This is a genomic window from Acetobacterium wieringae (assembly GCF_023700225.1).
Taxonomy (GTDB): Bacteria; Bacillota; Clostridia; order Eubacteriales; family Eubacteriaceae; genus Acetobacterium; species Acetobacterium wieringae.
In genome coordinates this window covers 1515235-1532805 of record NZ_CP097897.1, presented here as the reverse complement: position 1 = coordinate 1532805, position 17571 = coordinate 1515235, and the positions used below count along the sequence as shown (strand labels likewise).

The 17571-nt window shown below is 43.3% G+C and carries 17 protein-coding genes; 6 read left to right on the top strand and 11 right to left on the bottom strand.

Going from position 1 to position 17571, the window contains the following annotated elements:
* Positions 1–17: 17 nt before the first annotated feature.
* From CHL1_RS07375 to CHL1_RS07365, 3 genes are all read right to left on the bottom strand, one after another.
* Positions 18–950 (bottom strand): sugar-binding transcriptional regulator, encoded by a 933-nt coding sequence (locus CHL1_RS07375; RefSeq protein ID WP_250935699.1) that lies wholly within the window; start codon positions 948–950, stop codon positions 18–20.
* Between the two features lie 113 nt (positions 951–1063).
* A complete protein-coding gene (locus CHL1_RS07370; RefSeq protein WP_070372049.1) occupies positions 1064–1924 on the bottom strand; it encodes a sensor histidine kinase in 861 nt (286 codons plus the stop codon).
* The gene (locus CHL1_RS07365; protein WP_070372050.1) at positions 1921–2634 is read right to left on the bottom strand and encodes a LytR/AlgR family response regulator transcription factor; all 714 of its coding nucleotides are present in this window, start codon (positions 2632–2634) and stop codon (positions 1921–1923) included. The genes CHL1_RS07370 and CHL1_RS07365 overlap by 4 nt, the downstream gene beginning before the upstream one ends.
* Before the next feature lie 276 nt (positions 2635–2910).
* On the opposite strand from CHL1_RS07365, the gene CHL1_RS07360 reads away from it, so the two are divergent.
* Complete coding sequence (locus CHL1_RS07360) at positions 2911–3909, top strand: dihydroxyacetone kinase subunit DhaK (RefSeq protein WP_148638304.1); 999 nt, start codon at positions 2911–2913, stop codon at positions 3907–3909.
* Between the two features lie 256 nt (positions 3910–4165).
* On the opposite strand, the gene CHL1_RS07355 is transcribed toward CHL1_RS07360, so the two are convergent.
* The 6 genes from CHL1_RS07355 to CHL1_RS07330 form a co-directional block, all read right to left on the bottom strand.
* Entirely contained in the window at positions 4166–5653 is a 1488-nt protein-coding gene (locus CHL1_RS07355) for an FGGY family carbohydrate kinase (protein WP_250935697.1), read from the bottom strand.
* A gap of 296 nt (positions 5654–5949) precedes the next feature.
* Positions 5950–6762 (bottom strand): methyltetrahydrofolate cobalamin methyltransferase, encoded by an 813-nt coding sequence (locus CHL1_RS07350; RefSeq protein WP_250935687.1) that lies wholly within the window; start codon positions 6760–6762, stop codon positions 5950–5952.
* A 96-nt stretch (positions 6763–6858) separates the two neighbouring features.
* A complete protein-coding gene (locus CHL1_RS07345; RefSeq protein ID WP_250935686.1) occupies positions 6859–7491 on the bottom strand; it encodes a cobalamin B12-binding domain-containing protein in 633 nt (210 codons plus the stop codon).
* Positions 7492–7519: 28 nt separating this feature from the next.
* Positions 7520–8674 carry a uroporphyrinogen decarboxylase family protein gene (locus CHL1_RS07340; RefSeq protein ID WP_228879409.1) on the bottom strand — a complete coding sequence of 385 codons (1155 nt, stop codon included), beginning with the start codon at positions 8672–8674 and terminating at the stop codon, positions 7520–7522.
* 366 nt (positions 8675–9040) lie between these two features.
* Positions 9041–9808, bottom strand: a complete 768-nt coding sequence (locus CHL1_RS07335) for a DeoR/GlpR family DNA-binding transcription regulator (RefSeq protein ID WP_070372056.1) — start codon at positions 9806–9808, stop codon at positions 9041–9043.
* A gap of 176 nt (positions 9809–9984) precedes the next feature.
* Positions 9985–10908, bottom strand: a complete 924-nt coding sequence (locus CHL1_RS07330) for a sugar-binding transcriptional regulator (RefSeq protein WP_250935684.1) — start codon at positions 10906–10908, stop codon at positions 9985–9987.
* A 206-nt stretch (positions 10909–11114) separates the two neighbouring features.
* Here CHL1_RS07330 and CHL1_RS07325 point away from each other — a divergent pair, with 206 nt between their 5' ends.
* From CHL1_RS07325 to lsrF, 4 genes are read left to right on the top strand one after another with little or no spacing between them, the layout of a single operon-like run.
* Positions 11115–11741: a dihydroxyacetone kinase subunit L gene (locus CHL1_RS07325; protein WP_250935682.1), complete on the top strand. Its 627-nt coding sequence runs from the start codon at positions 11115–11117 to the stop codon at positions 11739–11741.
* A gap of 26 nt (positions 11742–11767) precedes the next feature.
* Positions 11768–12088 (top strand): VOC family protein, encoded by a 321-nt coding sequence (locus tag CHL1_RS07320; RefSeq protein ID WP_070372059.1) that lies wholly within the window; start codon positions 11768–11770, stop codon positions 12086–12088.
* Positions 12089–12131: 43 nt separating this feature from the next.
* Positions 12132–13130, top strand: coding sequence for a dihydroxyacetone kinase subunit DhaK (locus CHL1_RS07315; protein WP_250935681.1), 999 nt, complete (start codon positions 12132–12134; stop codon positions 13128–13130).
* A gap of 2 nt (positions 13131–13132) precedes the next feature.
* Positions 13133–14011: a 3-hydroxy-5-phosphonooxypentane-2,4-dione thiolase gene (lsrF, locus tag CHL1_RS07310; protein WP_250935679.1), complete on the top strand. Its 879-nt coding sequence runs from the start codon at positions 13133–13135 to the stop codon at positions 14009–14011.
* Between the two features lie 63 nt (positions 14012–14074).
* Here lsrF and lepA read toward each other — a convergent pair whose 3' ends face one another.
* Positions 14075–15880 (bottom strand): translation elongation factor 4, encoded by a 1806-nt coding sequence (lepA, locus tag CHL1_RS07305; protein ID WP_070372183.1) that lies wholly within the window; start codon positions 15878–15880, stop codon positions 14075–14077.
* 176 nt (positions 15881–16056) lie between these two features.
* Here lepA and rpsT point away from each other — a divergent pair, with 176 nt between their 5' ends.
* On the top strand, positions 16057–16323 hold the full coding sequence (gene rpsT / locus CHL1_RS07300; protein ID WP_070372062.1) for a 30S ribosomal protein S20: 267 nt from the start codon (positions 16057–16059) through the stop codon (positions 16321–16323).
* Positions 16324–16544: 221 nt separating this feature from the next.
* Here the strand turns inward: rpsT and holA are convergent, their stop codons facing one another.
* Positions 16545–17561, bottom strand: coding sequence for a DNA polymerase III subunit delta (gene holA / locus CHL1_RS07295; protein ID WP_148638317.1), 1017 nt, complete (start codon positions 17559–17561; stop codon positions 16545–16547).
* Positions 17562–17571: the final 10 nt, after the last annotated feature.

The following is a 17571-nucleotide window of genomic DNA, read 5'->3' as shown; positions in this document are numbered from 1 at the left end:
CTCCGGCGTTTTTTGTATTAGACGTTTTTTTGTTCATCCATTTGTTTGATTACGTCACTTGCCAACGCTTCAGTGATCACCAAATGCTTAATATACCCAGTTTTTAAACCACTGATTACTGAAAAAACGTTGGCTTCCTGGGGTACAAATCCAATCACATCGCGTACTCGGGCCAACAGATCAAGCGGAATTTGGATCGCATAGTCCTCATCACTCCGTATCTGTTTCCCCTGGGGATTAAAAAAATATGAAAGCAGGCAGCCCACCGCTTTTTCATCGATCAGTTTTTTTCCAAACCGCATCGCCGACCCATGATCCGGTACGGAAGGATAGCTGCCCAGGGTTATAAACGCCGTCGTAAGTCGTCGCCAATAATCCTCAACTTGTTTAAAATCGTCCGACTCCATCACTTCCAGTTGCTCCTTTGCCGTGGCAGGGATTGCCGGACAATTAAGAAACTCCCCGTGATAGCCGGTTTTATCGGCAAGCTCTTTGACCAGTTCATCCGGATGATATCCCTGTTGCGGTGCCGTTATTGCACCGATTAATGGGCAGATTATTCCAACACTGATTCCTCCACGTTTTTGCTGGGGTAAAGCAGAAATTACTTTGTTGGTATTATAACCCCAACCCAGCCCCAACAGTTTCGCTTTGGGTAAGAATTCCAGTAAAACTTCAGCACCAGTTTGATAAAGATCCTCTGGAAGTGAGACTACGTGACAGCTTTTCAGATTAAAACGGTCACACAACTCATTACCGAGTCCTCTGATTGTACGATAGTAGGATAAGACATCAATTTTTACAATACCTGCTTTTCTGGCCTTATTCAGAAGATAGCTAACCGCAGGTCGGGATATCGCCAATTCGTTGGCAATCTCCGACTGGGTTTTATTTTGCTCATAATACAATTGAGCGACATGGATTAAACGGGACAATTCTTTTTCTTTCAACAAACCACCTCAACCTAACGCTATAAATGCCTGTATAATATATCGCATCCTCTCGATTTTGTCAATTTTACAAACCCCATTTTTCACTGCTGTATGGTTGTGATCAGCGTGCACTAATCCAACGGAATCAGAATTGTGCATTTAAAGCGGTCATCAAGAATTTGATAAACCATATTTCCTTGGTAACTTTTTAAGACTTGTTTAACATTAGAAATCCCGTATCCATAATGATCTGCGTCATTCCGCTTGCTGCTTACAATATTGTTTCCTGACTTTTGAATCGTTTTTTCATCAACCGTGTTTTCGATATCAATCAGTAAGCTCTCCCGCTTATAATACATATTAAACTTAATGATTTTTTCCTGATTCCGTCGGCAATCCCGCATACACCCCTCAATGGCATTATCGAGGAGATTTCCCAAAATGATGGATAAATCAATGCTGTTAATCTTCAGTTTTTCTGGAATGGCAATGTAGTGGACAAAATTAATCTGATGATCGGCGGCAACCTTAATCTTATAATTCAGCAGTGCATCCACCACATGATTTCCTGATCGGTTCAGATCTGCAGAATTTTGGAGCAGTTCGTGAAATTGCCGCAGATAATTTTCAATTTCATCACTGGCATGGTTTTTGATCAAATACTCCAGCGTAATCAGATGATTATTCATATCATGCCACAATCCCCGTACTTCGTGGTTCTTTTCGAGCATTTCTTTGTAGTGCTTCTGTTGCAGTTCCAATTGGGCATTAGCATTTTTATATTGATTGATCTTTTCCGATTCATGCTCGAGAACATTTAAGATCACAAAAATAACGACGTTGATGTAGACCAGGGCCCCTAGAGAAACAATCCCCAGCAGATGCCGGTTATCAGCATGAACATCAATAAAGTAGAGATTCAAACCGATAATGAAACTGATAAACGGAATACTAAAGAGCATCATATTCCGAATGATTAATGAAGCTTTCATTCGATTAATCCTGCCATGTACCGGGTAAAAGCATCGTATACTTTCTGATTTCGTTTGGGACTAATCGGAATCATCGTACCATTTTTCAAAATTGCAGTTTTTGTTTTGATGCTCTTGACATTTTTCAAATGAATAATATAAGATCGGTGGCACAAGACAAACCGCAACGAATCCAATTCTTTTTCCAGTGCTGAAATCGTATAATAGTATTCATATTCGGACTCGAAGGTTGCTACTTTAATTTTTCGACCGAGACTCTCAAAATATAAAATCTCATCACATTTTATAAATACGCGTTCATTATTTATTTCGATTTCATGATAATTATTCTTTGACAACCTGATATCATGCTCAAGTTTCTCCAAAACATGAAACACCTTTTCTTCCGGCAGTGGCTTTAATAAAAAATCACTGGCATTAACCGAATAGCCTTGGATGGCATATTCAATTAATGAGGTTGTAATAATAATCCGCACTGTTGCATTGGTTTTTCTGATTTCATTAGCAACATCTATTCCATCCTCGTTATCCAACCGCATATCAAGAAAAATAATGTCAAATTTTATGCCCGTGCGATTGGCTTCAACAAGTTCATAGCCATGCTTAAATGTGGTCAAACAATACTCTGCTTCAAATGGATACCGTCCAATTAAATCTACCAGAATTTTTTTATGTTGTTCCTCATCTTCGCAAATCGCAATTTTCAACATTCTTTCACCTTTTTCTATCCATAATCTTATCTTAATTAATTAATATATTATATCTTATAACCGTCCGGGTTACAATCTTTTACGTTCATTTAAACCATAGTTTTGATTTTGGTGACATTAGATTTAGTTTTCATGACATCGATATTGTTTTAATCAACAATATTTGCTAATATTTTATCAATCTAATACCGTGCTGATTTTATCCCAGTTCCCGACACTTACACAAGATCAGTTTTGGGGCACCACCATTCAAACTCTAATAAAGGAACCTCTGTCATGAATCTGAAAAAGTTTATTAATAAACCAGAAAATATCACTTCCGAATTACTTGAAGGCCTTGCTCTTGCCAATCCCTTTCTACTTGAGGTAAAACCAAATAACCTTGTTATCAACAAGGGCCTAAAAACCGCTAACCGGGTTACCATCGTCGCCTTGGGAGGATCGGGTAATGAGCCGGCACTGGAGGGATTTGTTGGTGAAGGAATGATTGACATTGCTGTTGTTGGCGATATTTTTGCAGCACCAGGGCATAAGGCAGTCCTCGAGGCGCTTCAACTTGCAGACAAGGGCAAGGGGACTCTTTTAGTTGTGTTAAATCATGCCGCCGACATGCTGGTTGGCACCCGTACCATGGAAGAGGCAAACAGAATCGGTATGAAGGTATCAATGGTTGTAACCCGAGAAGACGTGGCCTATGCACCACGTTGTGATGCCGACAGACGCCGGGGGCTGGTGGGCTGTGTCCCACTTTATAAAATTGTTGGTGCTGCTGCTGCTCTGGGAAAATCACTCCATGAGATTACCGCTATTGCTCAGGATTTTGCCGATAACATGGCAACCATTGCGGTAGCCAATAAAACTGCGACCCATCCCCAAAATGGTTCAGCTTTTGCCATCCTCGGTACCGATGAAATGGAAATTGGGATGGGCCAGCATGGCGAAGGCGGCGGTGGTCGACACAAAATGAAAACTGCCGATGAAACAGCCATCCTGATGACAGATTTACTGATTGACGATTTAAGCCTATGTGCTGGTGAAGAGATCATGGTTATTGTCAATGGAACCGGAGCCACCACCGTTATGGAAATGTTGATTATTTTCAGATGTGTGCACAAATATCTGAGCTCCAAGGGCATCCGGATTGTGGCCAATTGGGTTGAAGAAGTTCTGACGGTTCAGGAACAAGCAGGCTTTCAGTTATTTTTTGCTCGCATGAATGAACAGTACCTCGAATATTGGAACGCCCCGGCACGCACGCCCTATTTGGTGCGATAGCCGATATGTATTCTACTAGAAGTACCCACAGCGAACTTTGCGATTGTTAATCGTTCACAGAAAATAATTTCATTTTTGTCTCCCACTTTTTTATCAATCGGTGTCTTAATCAAAATTAGCCCCTGCAAATTATCTGAATTTGCAGGAGCTATGATTTCATAATACTCTATTTTTTTTGGAACAAACATCAAATCATTATGTTCCGATCAGTAAGACTAACCATAAACCTTCTGTCATGATGCTATTTTGATTACCCCTAGTAGTTCCAGTTCATTGAACGCTTAATGGCTTCCTGCCATCCATCATATGCTTTGTTGCGTTTCTCAGCAACGATTTCCGGGGTAAAGCTTGCTTCAATCGTCAGGGCTGCATCAAAATCTGCTTCTTTCCATAACCCAACATAAAGTCCTGCCATTTCTGCCGCACCTAAACTGGTTGCCTCTACCGAGAATGGACGGTCTACCTGAACATCCATCATATCCGCCATCATTTGCGCCAATAGGTTGTTTTTTGAGGCTCCGCCGTCAATCCGTATCGCTTTCATCTTTATGCCCGCTTCATTAGCCACAACATCCATAATATCTTTTAGTCTAAAGGCGATCCCTTCCAGGGTGGCACGGATCAGATGGGCTTTCTTCGTTCCCCGGGTGATGCCAAATATCGTTCCCCGGGCAAAAGGATCATGATAAGGAGCGCTCAATCCTGCCAGGGCTGGAACAAAGTACACCCCATTGGTATCTTCTACGGATCGGGCCAGGGCTTCAGTATCACTGGACTCGGCAATCACTTCCAAGCCATCTCTCAACCATTGAACGGCAGAACCAGTCACCGATTCATATCCTTCCAGGGCATACGTCATCACATTTCCAAGTTTCCAGGCAATAACCGTATTCAGTCCCTGATCAGAAATGACGCATTCGGTACCAACGTTGATATCCAAAAATGAGCCCGTACCATTGGTGATTTTTCCGGTGCCTGCCGTTCGGCATCCCTGGGCAAATAAGGCCGCATGTTGGTCAGCAATCACACCGGTAATCGGAATTTCTGCACCCAGAATATCTTTCTGCACGACTCCATAATCTCCGGAGTCCGTAATGATTTCTGGAAATATTTTTGTATCAATGCCAAGAAAAGCAAGGAATTCCTCATACCATTTCCCGGTTCTTAAATCAAGGCTGCCCATAACCGAGGCATTGGAATAACTGACGGCATGTTTTTTTCCACCGGTTAATTTCCAGATCAGCCAGGTATCGATGGTACCAAAGAGGGCTTCGCCAGTCGCAATTTTTTCTTTGATCAGAGGCACATTATTAATGTACCAATTCAGCATCATCGAAGAATAAACCGGTCCCAATGTCCAACCGGTGGTCTTTCTTGCTTTTTCGCCCCATTCGCCAGCATTTAATTCCTGACAGAAGGCGGCGGTTCGGGTATCCTGCCAAACGATGGCATTGTATAAGGGTTCACCGGTTAGCTTATCCCATACCAAACATGTTGCCCGCTGATTGGTAATCCCGATGCAGGCAATTTCTTCCGGTGAAATCATGGCCTCGCCAATCGCCTTTTGACACATAGCCACGCTTTTTTCGTAAATTTCCACGGCGTCATGCTCGACCTTGTCTTCACTGGGGGTGTACTGGGTGAATTCTTCATAACTCTGAGCTACAATTTGCAGTTTTTGATTGAAAATCAAAGCTCGCGTACCGGTGGTTCCTTCATCAATGACGAGTACATACTTTTCCATTTCTTACTCCTTTAAAATTTAATTTATGTAATTCCTAACATGATTTACTAAAATGTCTGTGTGTATTCATTGGTCCTAATCACAAACAAACGTTTACATCTTCGTTTCGATAAGTCAATCCCTGACGTTGTCTTAGAATGAAAAATAATGTTTGTTTTGATTGCAAAATAGGGAATGCAAACAAATAAATTGGAGGGCATGGGCTAACTGAATTAACACTTTGATTTTTAGCATCCAATCTATTCCAAGGCAACTTCAGAGATTGACATGATTCATTTCGTTAAAACGTACGTCCGTCAGACTTTCTTTTTATTTGAATCAATAATCCCGGCGCGAAACGCTTTGCTATACTTACGGCAATTTCGGTCTTGCCCAAGTAGTGCATAGGTTGCAAAAATCGTTCCCATCATATCTCTGTTGGTGGGATTCATCACTGCCGAATCCATCCCAGCTTGAATGGCCAGTGCCATAAAGGTTCGATTAACCTGAGCCCGCCCTGGTAATCCAAAGGAAATATTACTCAAACCCGAGGTAATGTGAATATCCGGGTACAGTTCTCTGATTGCACTGATTTCCTCAACAAAATTTAAGAATGATCCGTTCTCTGTTGCCAGCGCCAATAAGCAGGGATCAAGATGAATCCGATCGGGTGTAATGCCGTATTTTGCCGCTTTTTCAACCATGATTTCGGTGATCTTCACCTTCGTTTCAGCATCTTTAGGAATCCCATAGTCATCGCAGGTTAAACCGACGATTTCCCATGCGGTTCCTGCCAGCAACGGCAACAACACGTCACATTTATCTCCCTCCCCCGAAATTGAATTCAGCAATCCTGGTTGTTTCGCATATTTAAAAACAGCTTCAATAACCCGGGGGTTGGGGCTGTCAATGCACAGTGGTGTCTCAGTGGCCTCCTGAACAACATCCATGAGCCATTTCAGGGCTTCGATCTCCAGTTCCGGTGTGGTACTGGCACAAACATCAAGATAATCTGCACCCGCCTCTGCCTGCGTGATCGCCAGGTTTGCGATAAAAGCGGAATCTCTTTTTTCAATAGCGTCTTTGACCAACGGAATGGTTCCGTTAATTTTTTCTCCGATAATTATCATGTCTTCTCCTGTGTACTGGTTGTTGCATTTTTACTTTACAAAAGTGATTTATGCAACAACCACAATTGGTTTTCTTTATTCTGATTTAGCTAGTTGTTATTTTAGGCACAGTTCAACAGCCAGAGCAGCTGCACCACCAGCATCCTTCGCAAAGGCATCACATCCCATTCGATCACAGAAATCCTGTGTGATGGGTGCGCCACCAATCATAATTTTGACATTGTCGCGAATGCCCGCATCGACAAACGCTTTAACAACCTTTGGAGTTTCTGGCATGGTAGTGGTGAGCAAGATCGAACAGGCGACAATGTCAGCGTGATGCTCAATGGCCGCTTCAACAAATTTTTCGGCTGGCACATCAATGCCGATGTCAATTACTTTTAAGCCCCTACCTTCGAGCATCATCCCCACCAGGTTTTTCCCGATATCATGCATATCTCCCTGAACACTGCCCAGAATAACAGTTCCCAGCGACTTCGAGTCCTGATCGGTTAATAAAGGTTTTAATACTTTCGATCCTTCCATCATCGCATGACATGAACACAATACTTCCGGGATATAAAGTTCATCACGACTGAATTCTTCGCCAACAATCGCCATCCCCGCCATCATCGCATCAAGAACTTCCTGAGCATCGCAACCGGCATCAATGGCTTCCTGAACTAAACCCAGCATGGCCCGTTCGTCGCCGTCATAAAGCGTCTCTGCAATTTTTTTTAAAATCTCCAATTTTTTCACCTGTCCTTTTTTATACGTTTTATTCTAAATTGATGGGGTAATTTCCGAATTTATGAACACATTTTACCATGTGAACCAGATTTTCTGCACTGACATCACCCTGTACATTGTGCGCCGGGGATAATAAAAATCCACCGCCAGGTGCTAAAGCTTTAATCGCATCACGAACCTCATGGGTAATCTCTTCTTTTGTACCAAAAGGCAAAATCTTTTGAATATCAATATTGCCATGAAAAACAATGTCGTTCCCAAATTCCTTTTTCAATTCATAACGATTCATATTAGCTGCTGCTGGTTGAACCGGGTCAAGCACATCCACACCGCAATCAATCAAATCTGCGATAAATGGTTTGATAGCTCCACAGGAATGCAGCATAATCTTGGCTTGCGGATTGTATTGATGCAAGGTCTTTTTGGCATGTTCAAAATGTTCTTTTAAATGGGGTTTTACAACTTTTTTAAATGTTTTTGGCGACATCAGTGGACGATCCTGCATCCCCAGATCTTCTCCGCTGAGTCTTAAAATGTCAACGTATTCACCGACCTCAGCCATAATAACTTCATTGGTGCGTTTTTGAATCTGACAGATTTTATCCATTAGAGCATGGGCGAATTCCTGATTATTGACGATATCCCGATACCAAAGCTCGTGGCCCCGCATATAGGTTGCAAGTTCAAAGACCGCTCCGGCAAATTTTGCCAGAATTGCGAGATCCGTCGTTTCCCGAACCTCGTTCATTTCTTCCTTTAGTCCGGCGTAACGTTTAGGATCTTCCGGATCCGGCCAGACATAGTTCTCCAAGTCTTCAATAGATGTTGCATGTGCCAATGGTGGATTGACCAGTTCAAAGTAGAAATGTCCGCCATCAATGGCAGTTTTTTTCCAGTAACAACCCCATTCATCAGTAAAACTGCCGTCTTCAAAACTCTTGGTATGAACCGAAACACCGGATCGCGGGGAAATGTAATACATATCAATCCCGAGTTTTTTGATCATCTCAATTGGCATCTGAACTTCAGTCCATCGACCCATCCTGGGGTTCTCTGGCAAATATTCCATATCCAATAGCTTTTTCATATCGCGGTACACATCAATCGTCAGTACCATATCAACTGGCACCCGGTCTGGTTCCTGGTGATTGGCTGCTGCCATCACTCTTTCTCTTGAATTCATTATTTCCTCTCTTTCTACACATAATTAATTCGCAGTTTTCTTAGATATTTTCGAGGCCTCGATTTTTTATTTCGTAAAATATTTTACTTTACCGCTTATTTCAACTACAATATAACACGACATCATCTTCTTGTCAATATTTTATGATAGTTTTGTGTTAACATTATAGTAACTTTATGTTAATATGTTTGATTTAATCGAACAAATATGCTTTTTTTAATTAATTCAATGTTTATTTTTTACGAATTTATAGCATCTTATTTGACTGTCGTTTTCCAAAAATCCTTTCATCAAACAAAAAAACGCATCGTCATTTTCGATGCGTCCCAAAGTATTAATACAATACCATAATTGAAACTATTATCTTTATATAATTTCGATGTTATTGCTCTTACAATATTCCCGATAAATCTCCGGAGTTTTATCGTCAAGAATAAAACCGTCAAATACATTTAAATCAACCATTTTTGTCAATGCAACCTTATCAAACTTCGAATAATCTGCCAAAAGATAACATTTACTACTGATTTCATAAATAGTTTGATTGATTTCTACCTCTTCAAACGCCCCATGGGTAATCCCCTTGTCAATCGATACTGCCATGACGCCCATAAAAGCCTTATCAATATTAAATGTTTTTAGGAACTCATTTGCCTCTTTCCCATAAAAGGCACCAGAAAAACTACGTAGCTTTCCTCCCGGCATATAGACTGTTATTCCAGAAATGGCCGAGGCTTTTAAGGCCACATTCAGTGAAAGCGTAATCAAATTGACATCCTGAATATCTTCGATATAGTCAAGAATCAGCTCCACTGTGCTTCCGGCATTAAGTGCAATGGTGTCGCCATTATCAATGATTTTTGCCGCTTTTTGAGCAATTAACCGCTTCTCTTCAATATTCTGGGTCCGTTTTTTATAAATATCCATTTCTGATGTCGTCTGATAGTTTATTTTTTCTTTTCTGAAAGCACCGCCATAAGATAATGTAATCCCATATTCCTCGGCCAGATATTTTAAATCCCGACGGATTGTCGCCTCACCCACACCATACTTCTCCGAAAGACTGGCAACTTTAACCGAACCTTTGTTCATAATTGTATTTAAAATTTCTTTTCTACGATCAATATGCAACATCTCAGTTTCTCCTCATATGTGTTCTTTTTTATATTTATCAAGCTCATGGTTATTCTGATCATCGAGAACACATTTCTCAAAATTTATCTGAAATCAAATTCGAAAATTGATCTCTATACTAAATTGTACCCACAAATCCTCATTATTGCAAGACTAACCTATTAGAATTGACCTTATCAATTGCTTTGATTTTGATCGATCACGTCCTTGGCAGTTTGCTCAGCAATCACCAGATGTTTGATGTAGCCAGTTCGCAAGCAGCTGATGACCGCACTGGTGTTGGACTCCGGCGGAACAATGCCAATAACATGTTTGATCCGAGCCAAAAGCCGTAAGGGAATCTGGATGGCGTAATCATCATCCCCTTCGATCCGCTCGCCCTGCAAATTAAAAAAGTAAGACAGCAGACTCCCGACCGCTTTCTCTTGCGTCAGTTTCTTGCCAAACCGCAGCGCTGTTCCATGATCTGGTACCAGAGGAAAACTGCCCAGGGTAATAATGGCGGTATCGGTTTTTCGCCACCGCTCAAGAATAGTATGATAATTCGTGGTATTCATAAATAATTCCTGATCTTGTTCTGTGGTGGGAAAGGCTGGGCTGATCAGGTATTCCGCCTGAAACCCAGTCTTACGAGACAAATCGGTGGCCAATTCATTGGGGTGATAACCGCGATGCGGAACTGTTGCTGTTCCTATCAGCGGACAGACGATACCCTGGGCGGTTTCGCCAGTCTTTGCCTGGGGCAAAGCCTCGATCACTCTATTGATGTTATAACCCCATCCCAAACCCAACACTCTGGCATTAGCAAGATACTCCATCAAGACCCTTGCTGCCGTTTGGTGAAAATCTTCGCCAGACTCCATTACATGACAGGTTTTCAGATTGAATCGTTGACACAGTGACTGACTCAAGCCCATTTGGGAGTGATCATAGGACATGATATCAATCTTCACGACCCCTGCTTTTCTGGCCTTCGTTAATAAATTACTCACAGACGGTCGGGAAATATTTATAATTCTGGCGATTTCCGCCTGAGTTTTATTCTCTTCGTAGTATAACTTTGAAATTTGGATCAGTCGCAATAACTCTTTCTCTTTCATCTCGTTGCTCCACTTTCTTTACAAATGTCAGATTTCATATTGTTTAATATATAACAATAGATATCATCTGTCAACATATTTCAATTTTGTTTGATTTTTTAAATATTTATCTATTTTTTAGCTAGCATATGTCAATTTTATTTGACTTCCCTACTGACACTTGTTATACTGATGGCGAAGATGTAAACGTTTGTGGAGGTGAACGAATGCCGCTTGAACCCTTGAAAATAAAAAAAATGCTCCTTACTGCCGCCCGGGAAATCACCGATCATGTTGATATCCTCACTGATCTGGACTGTGCTCTGGGCGATGGGGATCATGGCACGACCATGAAAAAGCTGACCCAGGTGATGTTTGACCAGATTGAGCCCTGGAATGAAACCACCAACCTAAAAGATGGCCTAAGATCCCTCACAGATGCCCTGGAAGATGTCAGCGGTGGTTCCGCTGGGCCATTGTTTTCAGCTTTTGTCTATGGCATGGCAGAAGCTGCTGATTCTGATGCGCCAACTACCGATGATTTTATCAAGCAGATTCTACTTGGTGCCTATGACGAGTTCTTCGCAACTTCGAAGGCAGTCGTTGGGGATAAAACGATGATGGATGCCATCGACCCGGCTACTGAAGTGATCCGCAATTCCACTACCGATATGAAAACAACACTGGAAGAAGCTGCCCGGGCAGCCCGAAGCGGTTCTGATAACACCGCCGGAATGCTGGCTAAATATGGACGCGCCCGCTATATCGGCGACCGTTGTTTAGGTCATAAAGATCCCGGCTCAGTCACCTTCGCCTATTTTTATGAGGGACTGGCCACAGGATATTTAGTATAATATTTATTATCTGAAGGGAGAAAAAAATGTACGAAATCATGCACGTCGGGGTTCCCGTTAAGGAACCGGTTTTAGAGGAGTTTTATGCCGAGGGTTTAAAGGTTCACATCTCCGGACCGGATAACAATCCTTTCAAGTTTGAATATCTGCGATTTGAAGAGGGTACTCCGTTTCATCCGGATGTGGTTAATTTTACCCACATCGCCTATAAAGTCCCCAACATCGATGCTTTTATCAAGGATCACCAGGCGACTGTTCTAAATGAACGGATGACGGTTGATGACCATCTGGATATTGCTTTTGTCAAAGTTAACGGTACCGTTCTTGAACTGATGGAAATGAAATAACCATTCTCACTCACCAAATTTTAGTAAATAAGGGGGAAAAACCATGACGATGAAAAAATTTATTAACAATCCGGATAACATTACGGCAGAATTATTAGAGGGCCTGGCCCTGGCAAACCCCAGCATTCTTGAGGTGACTGACTACAATCTGATCATCAACAAAGGACTGGCCACTGCCGATCGGTTTACCATTGTCACCATCGGTGGCGCCGGTCATGAACCAGCTCTGGAAGGCTTTGTCGGCGAAGGGATGATCGATATCTCGGTTGTTGGCGATATTTTTGCGGCCCCCGGTTATAAAGCCGTGGTGGAAGCCTTAAAACTGGCTGACAAGGGCAAAGGCGTGCTGTTGGTGGTCTTAAACCATGCCGGTGATATGCTAGCCGGTGACCGAACCATGAAAGAGGTCGAAAAACTGGGACTAAATGTTATTAAAGTGGTCACCCAGGAAGATATTGCCAATGCCCCCCGCTCTGACGCCGCCAACCGTCGTGGCCTGGTCGGCTGTGTGCCGCTTTATAAAATCTGTGGCGCTGCTGCCGCCCAGGGAAAATCACTAGCCGAGGTAGCCGCCATTGCCCAGGATTTTGCCGACAATATGGCGACCATTGCGGTGGCCTGCAAAACGGCTACCCATCCCCAAAACGGCGCATCCTTTGCGGATCTCGGCGAGGATGAAATGGAAGTTGGGATGGGTCAGCATGGTGAAGGCGGCGGCGGTCGCCAAAAAATGGCCAGCGCTGATGAAACTGCGGTGATCATGGCCGATGCCCTCCTTAACGATCTCGATCTGAAAGCGGGAGAAGAGGTGATGGTGATCGTTAACGGTACCGGCGCCACCACCATCATGGAAATGCTACTGGTCTTCCGACGGGTTCACAAATACCTCAGCGAAAAAGGTATCAAGATTGTGGCCAGCTGGGTTGAAGAGGTTTTAACGGTTCAGGAACAGGCCGGTTTCCAGCTTTTCTTTGCCCGGATGGATCCGGAAAAACTTGCCTTTTGGGAAGCTCCGGCTAAAACGCCTTATTTGAGTCGATAACTATGGCAGATCAGGATTCAATCAAAAAGGCCAAAGATTTTGGTTTTGACCACCCCATGGAAAAACGGAGTTTCCACGTTAAAGGGATGGACGATGTCGACTGGGGGATGAAAACCCGGCTATCAAAAATTTTTGATCCTGTCAGCAGTCATACCGTCATGCTGGCCTTCGATCATGGCTATATCATGGGCCCCACTCAGGGATTGGAGCGAATGGACCTGGCCATCCCCCCTCTACAGGACTATGCGGACGTGCTGATGGCCACCCGGGGAGCCCTGCGTACCTGTATCCGACCGGATCATAACAAAGCCATTGCCCTGCGCTGTTCCGCTGGTAGTTCAGTGCTCAAAGAAGATATGAGTAAAGAAATCATCGGTGTTAATATCGAAGAGGCGATTCGGATGAACGCCACCTGCATGGCGATACAGGCCTTTATCGGATCGGAACATGAATGCCAGAGCATTGAAAACATCATCAGAACTGTCGATGCCGGCAACCGTTATGGCATCCCGACCCTGGGCGTCGTGGCGGTGGGCAAAGAGATGGAACGCACCACCAAATACTTTTCCCTGGCCACCCGGATGCTGGCAGAATTCGGGGTTCAGATTGTCAAAGTCTACTACTGCGATAATTTTGAAGAAGTGACTGCTACCTGTCCGGTTCCGATTGTTATCGCCGGCGGCAAAAAGGTTCCCGAGCAGGAAGCTCTGGAAATAACCTACCAAGCCCTTCAAAAAGGCGCTGCTGGGGTGGATATGGGCCGAAACGTCTTCCAGGCCGACAACCCGGTGGCGATGATTCAGAGCATCCGCAAGGTTGTTCACGAAAAGTTCACTGGCACCGAAGCCTTTGAATTCTATCGTGATCTTTCTTCCCGTTGACAAAAATTTAAAAAAACCGGATTGGACGAGCTCTTCATCCAATCCGGTTTTTCTTTCATTAAATCAGGAATCCAGTTTAAGAACCGCCATAAAGGCTTCCTGCGGTACTTCCACATTACCCACCTGACGCATCCGCTTCTTACCTTCTTTTTGTTTTTCCAGCAGTTTTCGTTTCCGGCTGATATCGCCGCCATAGCACTTGGCCAGAACATCTTTACGCATCGCCCGAATCGTTTCCCGGGCCACCACCTTGGTACCAATGGCCGCCTGTACTGGAATTTCAAACATCTGTCGGGGGATTTCTTCTTTTAATTTTTTGGCAATTCCCCGTCCCCGGTTCGCCGCCTTGTCCCGATGGACAATAAAGGACAGGGCATCCACCAGTTCACCATTCAACAGAATATCCAGTTTAACCAGATCTGAGGGGCGATATTCCTTGATGTCATAGTCAAAAGAAGCATAGCCCCGGGTTCGGGATTTCAGGGCATCAAAGAAATCATAAATGATTTCATTCAGGGGCAGTTCATATTTCAGGATCACCCGGTTTTCTTCAACATAATCCATAGTCAGATAAACACCCCGACGTTCCTGACACAATTCCATAATCGCTCCCAGGTATTCAGAGGGCACCATGATGTCAGCATTGACAATCGGTTCTTCCATGGTTTTAATCTCAACCGGATTGGGCAGGTTGGTGGGATTATCCACCCATAACTCAGTGCCGTCGGTTTTGATGACCTTGTAAATAACACTGGGGGCCGTCGTCACCAGATCCAGATTGAATTCCCGTTCCAGTCGTTCCTGGATAATTTCCATATGCAGCAATCCGAGGAATCCGCAACGAAAGCCAAACCCAAGAGCCATTGAGGTTTCGGCCTCATAAAGCAGTGAGGCATCGTTAAGCTGTAGCTTAGCCAGGGCCTCTTTTAAATCTTCATAACGGGAGCCGTCAGCCGGATAAATTCCACAGAAAACCATGGAGGTTACTTTTTTGTAACCCGGCAAGGGTTCCTTGGCCCGATTATTAGTTTCGGTGATGGTATCCCCTACCCGGGTGTCCCGGACATTTTTAATCCCAGCGTTGACATAACCAACATCACCAGCACAAAGCTCATCCATGGGAAACAGACCTTTTCCAAAGACGCCAACCTCATTAACTTCAAAGCTTTTACCGACAGCCATCATATCAATTTTCATGCCTTTGCGGATTTTCCCCTGAACGACCCGAACCGAGGCAATAACCCCCAGATACTGGTCATAATAGGAGTCAAAAATCAGCGCTTGCAACGGTGCATCGACATCACCATCTGGTGGTGGCACTTTTTTAACGATTGCTTCCAGCACTTCCCGGATGTTAAGACCCGCTTTAGCTGAAATCAATGGAGCATCCTGGGCTTCGATGCCAATTACATGTTCAATCTCGTCCTTAACCCGCTGCGGGTCAGCACTGAGCAGGTCGATCTTATTGATAACCGGGATGACCTCCAGATTATTCTCCATGGCCAGATAAACATTGGCAATGGTTTGGGCTTCAATGCCCTGGGAACCGTCGACAATCAGCAAGGCCCCTTCACAGGCAGCCAGACTACGGGACACCTCGTAGGTGAAATCCACATGACCAGGAGTATCAATCAGGTTTAAAATATACTCTTCACCATCATCAGCAGTATACAGCAAGCGGACAGCCTGCAGCTTGATGGTGATGCCCCGCTCCCGCTCAATATCCATATTATCCAGAAACTGTTCTTCCATATCCCGTTTGCTCATCAGCCCAGTGTCTTCAATCAGCCGATCCGCCAGAGTTGACTTGCCGTGATCAATATGGGCAATAATCGAAAAATTTCGAGTATGTTTTTGTTTGTTTGTCAATTTTTTGTCCTCAACTTTCAATCTATATCAATCGTTAAATTATATTTTAATTCCTGATTTTTATGCCTAGATCAATATTCTATCAAGAAATATTTTTTTTGTCACGTTTTTTCTTGATAAGTCGCTGTAAATGTGTTAGAATTGCTATGTTATAAATAAATGAGGGGGGTGAACCCATGGCTAACATTAAATCGGCTATGAAACGAGCTAAAACAAATGAAATCAGTCGTCTGCGAAATAAGATGGTGAAAACTAATCTTAAGACAACCGTGAAAAAATTTGAACTTGCAGTTACTGAAGGTAACGTCGAAGCAGCGCAGGAAGCTTTTCGTTTAGCAACAAAGAAATTTGATATGGCTGTTACAAAAGGTGTTTTACATAAAAACACAGCAGCGCGTAAAAAAAGTACTTTGGCTAGAATCTTAAACAAGATGACTGCTTAATTACCTCATTTATATATTCCCAAAACCCGTGTCTCTAGGGTCTATCCAAAGATGTACTTACTCAGGTACATCTTTTTTATTGTTTAAAAACAACCAAACTTCCTGTCGGTGCAAAACAAGCGCTTATTGCAATCCTACCCTACCACCAACGACCAAGGGGTATTGGTGGTACTCATCTTTCCTTTTAATACGCCAACGCATCGGTACGAAGCGTTTGGGTTTTATCCAATCTTCATTAAAAATAATTCCAGGGCAAAATTTTGATCGATTTCCCCCAGTTTCATCTGAGCATCAAGGTCTGCTCCAAGTAGCATAATTTCCCATAAATTGTCGATTGGATAATTTTTTCCGTTTTTTAACAGCTTATTGACAATAAATGGGGCCAACTTCATTTCTGTCGCCACTGTTTTGGCCGGCAATCCCCGGGTACTGTATATTTTAACCATCAGCAGCATCCGAATTTGCCGAAGCAATAGACTAAAGACACCAAAAGGGGATTCCCCTTCCAGATAAAAGTGATTCAACATCAGCAGGGCTTGATCTTTTTGCCCGCTGACGGCATAGTCAATCAATTTGAAAATCCCCTCTTCAATCGACTGCGGTAAGATCAGCAGGATATCTTCTTTTGTGATTTCATTGCGATCCCCAGCATAGTCAATCAGACTGTTGAGTTCATTGTCGACCATCTCCATGGTTTTTTTCTCATTCATCAAATACATCGAACGCTGAATAAACAGCTCCAATTCACTGCGACTGATTTTTTTATTGGCATTTTTAACCCGCCGGGTAATCCAGGCCTTAAGGTCGCTGGCATCCAGTTTTTCAAACACCACCAGGGTACCTGTCTTGATCAGACTTTTATACAGTTTTTTACGCTTATCCGGTTGTTCCCAGTAGATAATTAAGAGTGTCGATGGACAGGGTTTCTCCAGGTAGGCTGCGATCCGATCCAAATCCTTTTTATCGGAAATCTTATCCAACTGGGCCTCTTCCCGGACAATCACCATCCGCTTATTGCTCATCATCGGCAGGGTTTCACAGGTAGCCAACAATTCTGAGACATCCAGATTTTTATCGCTATAGGTGGTCAAATTCAAGGGCTCCAAGCCCTTGGCCAATTCTGTTCCGATCAGTGTTTTTTCCATCATATGGCCAATGTACTGTTCTGGACCGGTAAACAGATAGACTGAACTGATTTCTTTATTTTTTAAGCTTTTATTAAGTTCTTTGTAATTCACATTGTTTCTC

Excerpts from the sequence above, each read along its gene's own strand:
- CHL1_RS07330 (WP_250935684.1), bottom strand. The coding sequence starts at position 10,908 with ATGAAAGAGAAAGAGTTATTGCGACTGATCCAAATTTCAAAGTTATAC.
- CHL1_RS07335 (WP_070372056.1), bottom strand. The coding sequence starts at position 9,808 with ATGTTGCATATTGATCGTAGAAAAGAAATTTTAAATACAATTATGAAC.
- CHL1_RS07340 (WP_228879409.1), bottom strand. The coding sequence starts at position 8,674 with ATGAATTCAAGAGAAAGAGTGATGGCAGCAGCCAATCACCAGGAACCA.
- rpsT (WP_070372062.1), top strand. The coding sequence starts at position 16,057 with ATGGCTAACATTAAATCGGCTATGAAACGAGCTAAAACAAATGAAATC.
- CHL1_RS07355 (WP_250935697.1), bottom strand. The coding sequence starts at position 5,653 with ATGGAAAAGTATGTACTCGTCATTGATGAAGGAACCACCGGTACGCGA.
- CHL1_RS07315 (WP_250935681.1), top strand. The coding sequence starts at position 12,132 with ATGACGATGAAAAAATTTATTAACAATCCGGATAACATTACGGCAGAA.
- CHL1_RS07320 (WP_070372059.1), top strand. The coding sequence starts at position 11,768 with ATGTACGAAATCATGCACGTCGGGGTTCCCGTTAAGGAACCGGTTTTA.
- CHL1_RS07360 (WP_148638304.1), top strand. The coding sequence starts at position 2,911 with ATGAATCTGAAAAAGTTTATTAATAAACCAGAAAATATCACTTCCGAA.
- CHL1_RS07370 (WP_070372049.1), bottom strand. The coding sequence starts at position 1,924 with ATGAAAGCTTCATTAATCATTCGGAATATGATGCTCTTTAGTATTCCG.
- CHL1_RS07325 (WP_250935682.1), top strand. The coding sequence starts at position 11,115 with ATGCCGCTTGAACCCTTGAAAATAAAAAAAATGCTCCTTACTGCCGCC.
- CHL1_RS07350 (WP_250935687.1), bottom strand. The coding sequence starts at position 6,762 with ATGATAATTATCGGAGAAAAAATTAACGGAACCATTCCGTTGGTCAAA.
- lsrF (WP_250935679.1), top strand. The coding sequence starts at position 13,133 with ATGGCAGATCAGGATTCAATCAAAAAGGCCAAAGATTTTGGTTTTGAC.
- CHL1_RS07365 (WP_070372050.1), bottom strand. The coding sequence starts at position 2,634 with ATGTTGAAAATTGCGATTTGCGAAGATGAGGAACAACATAAAAAAATT.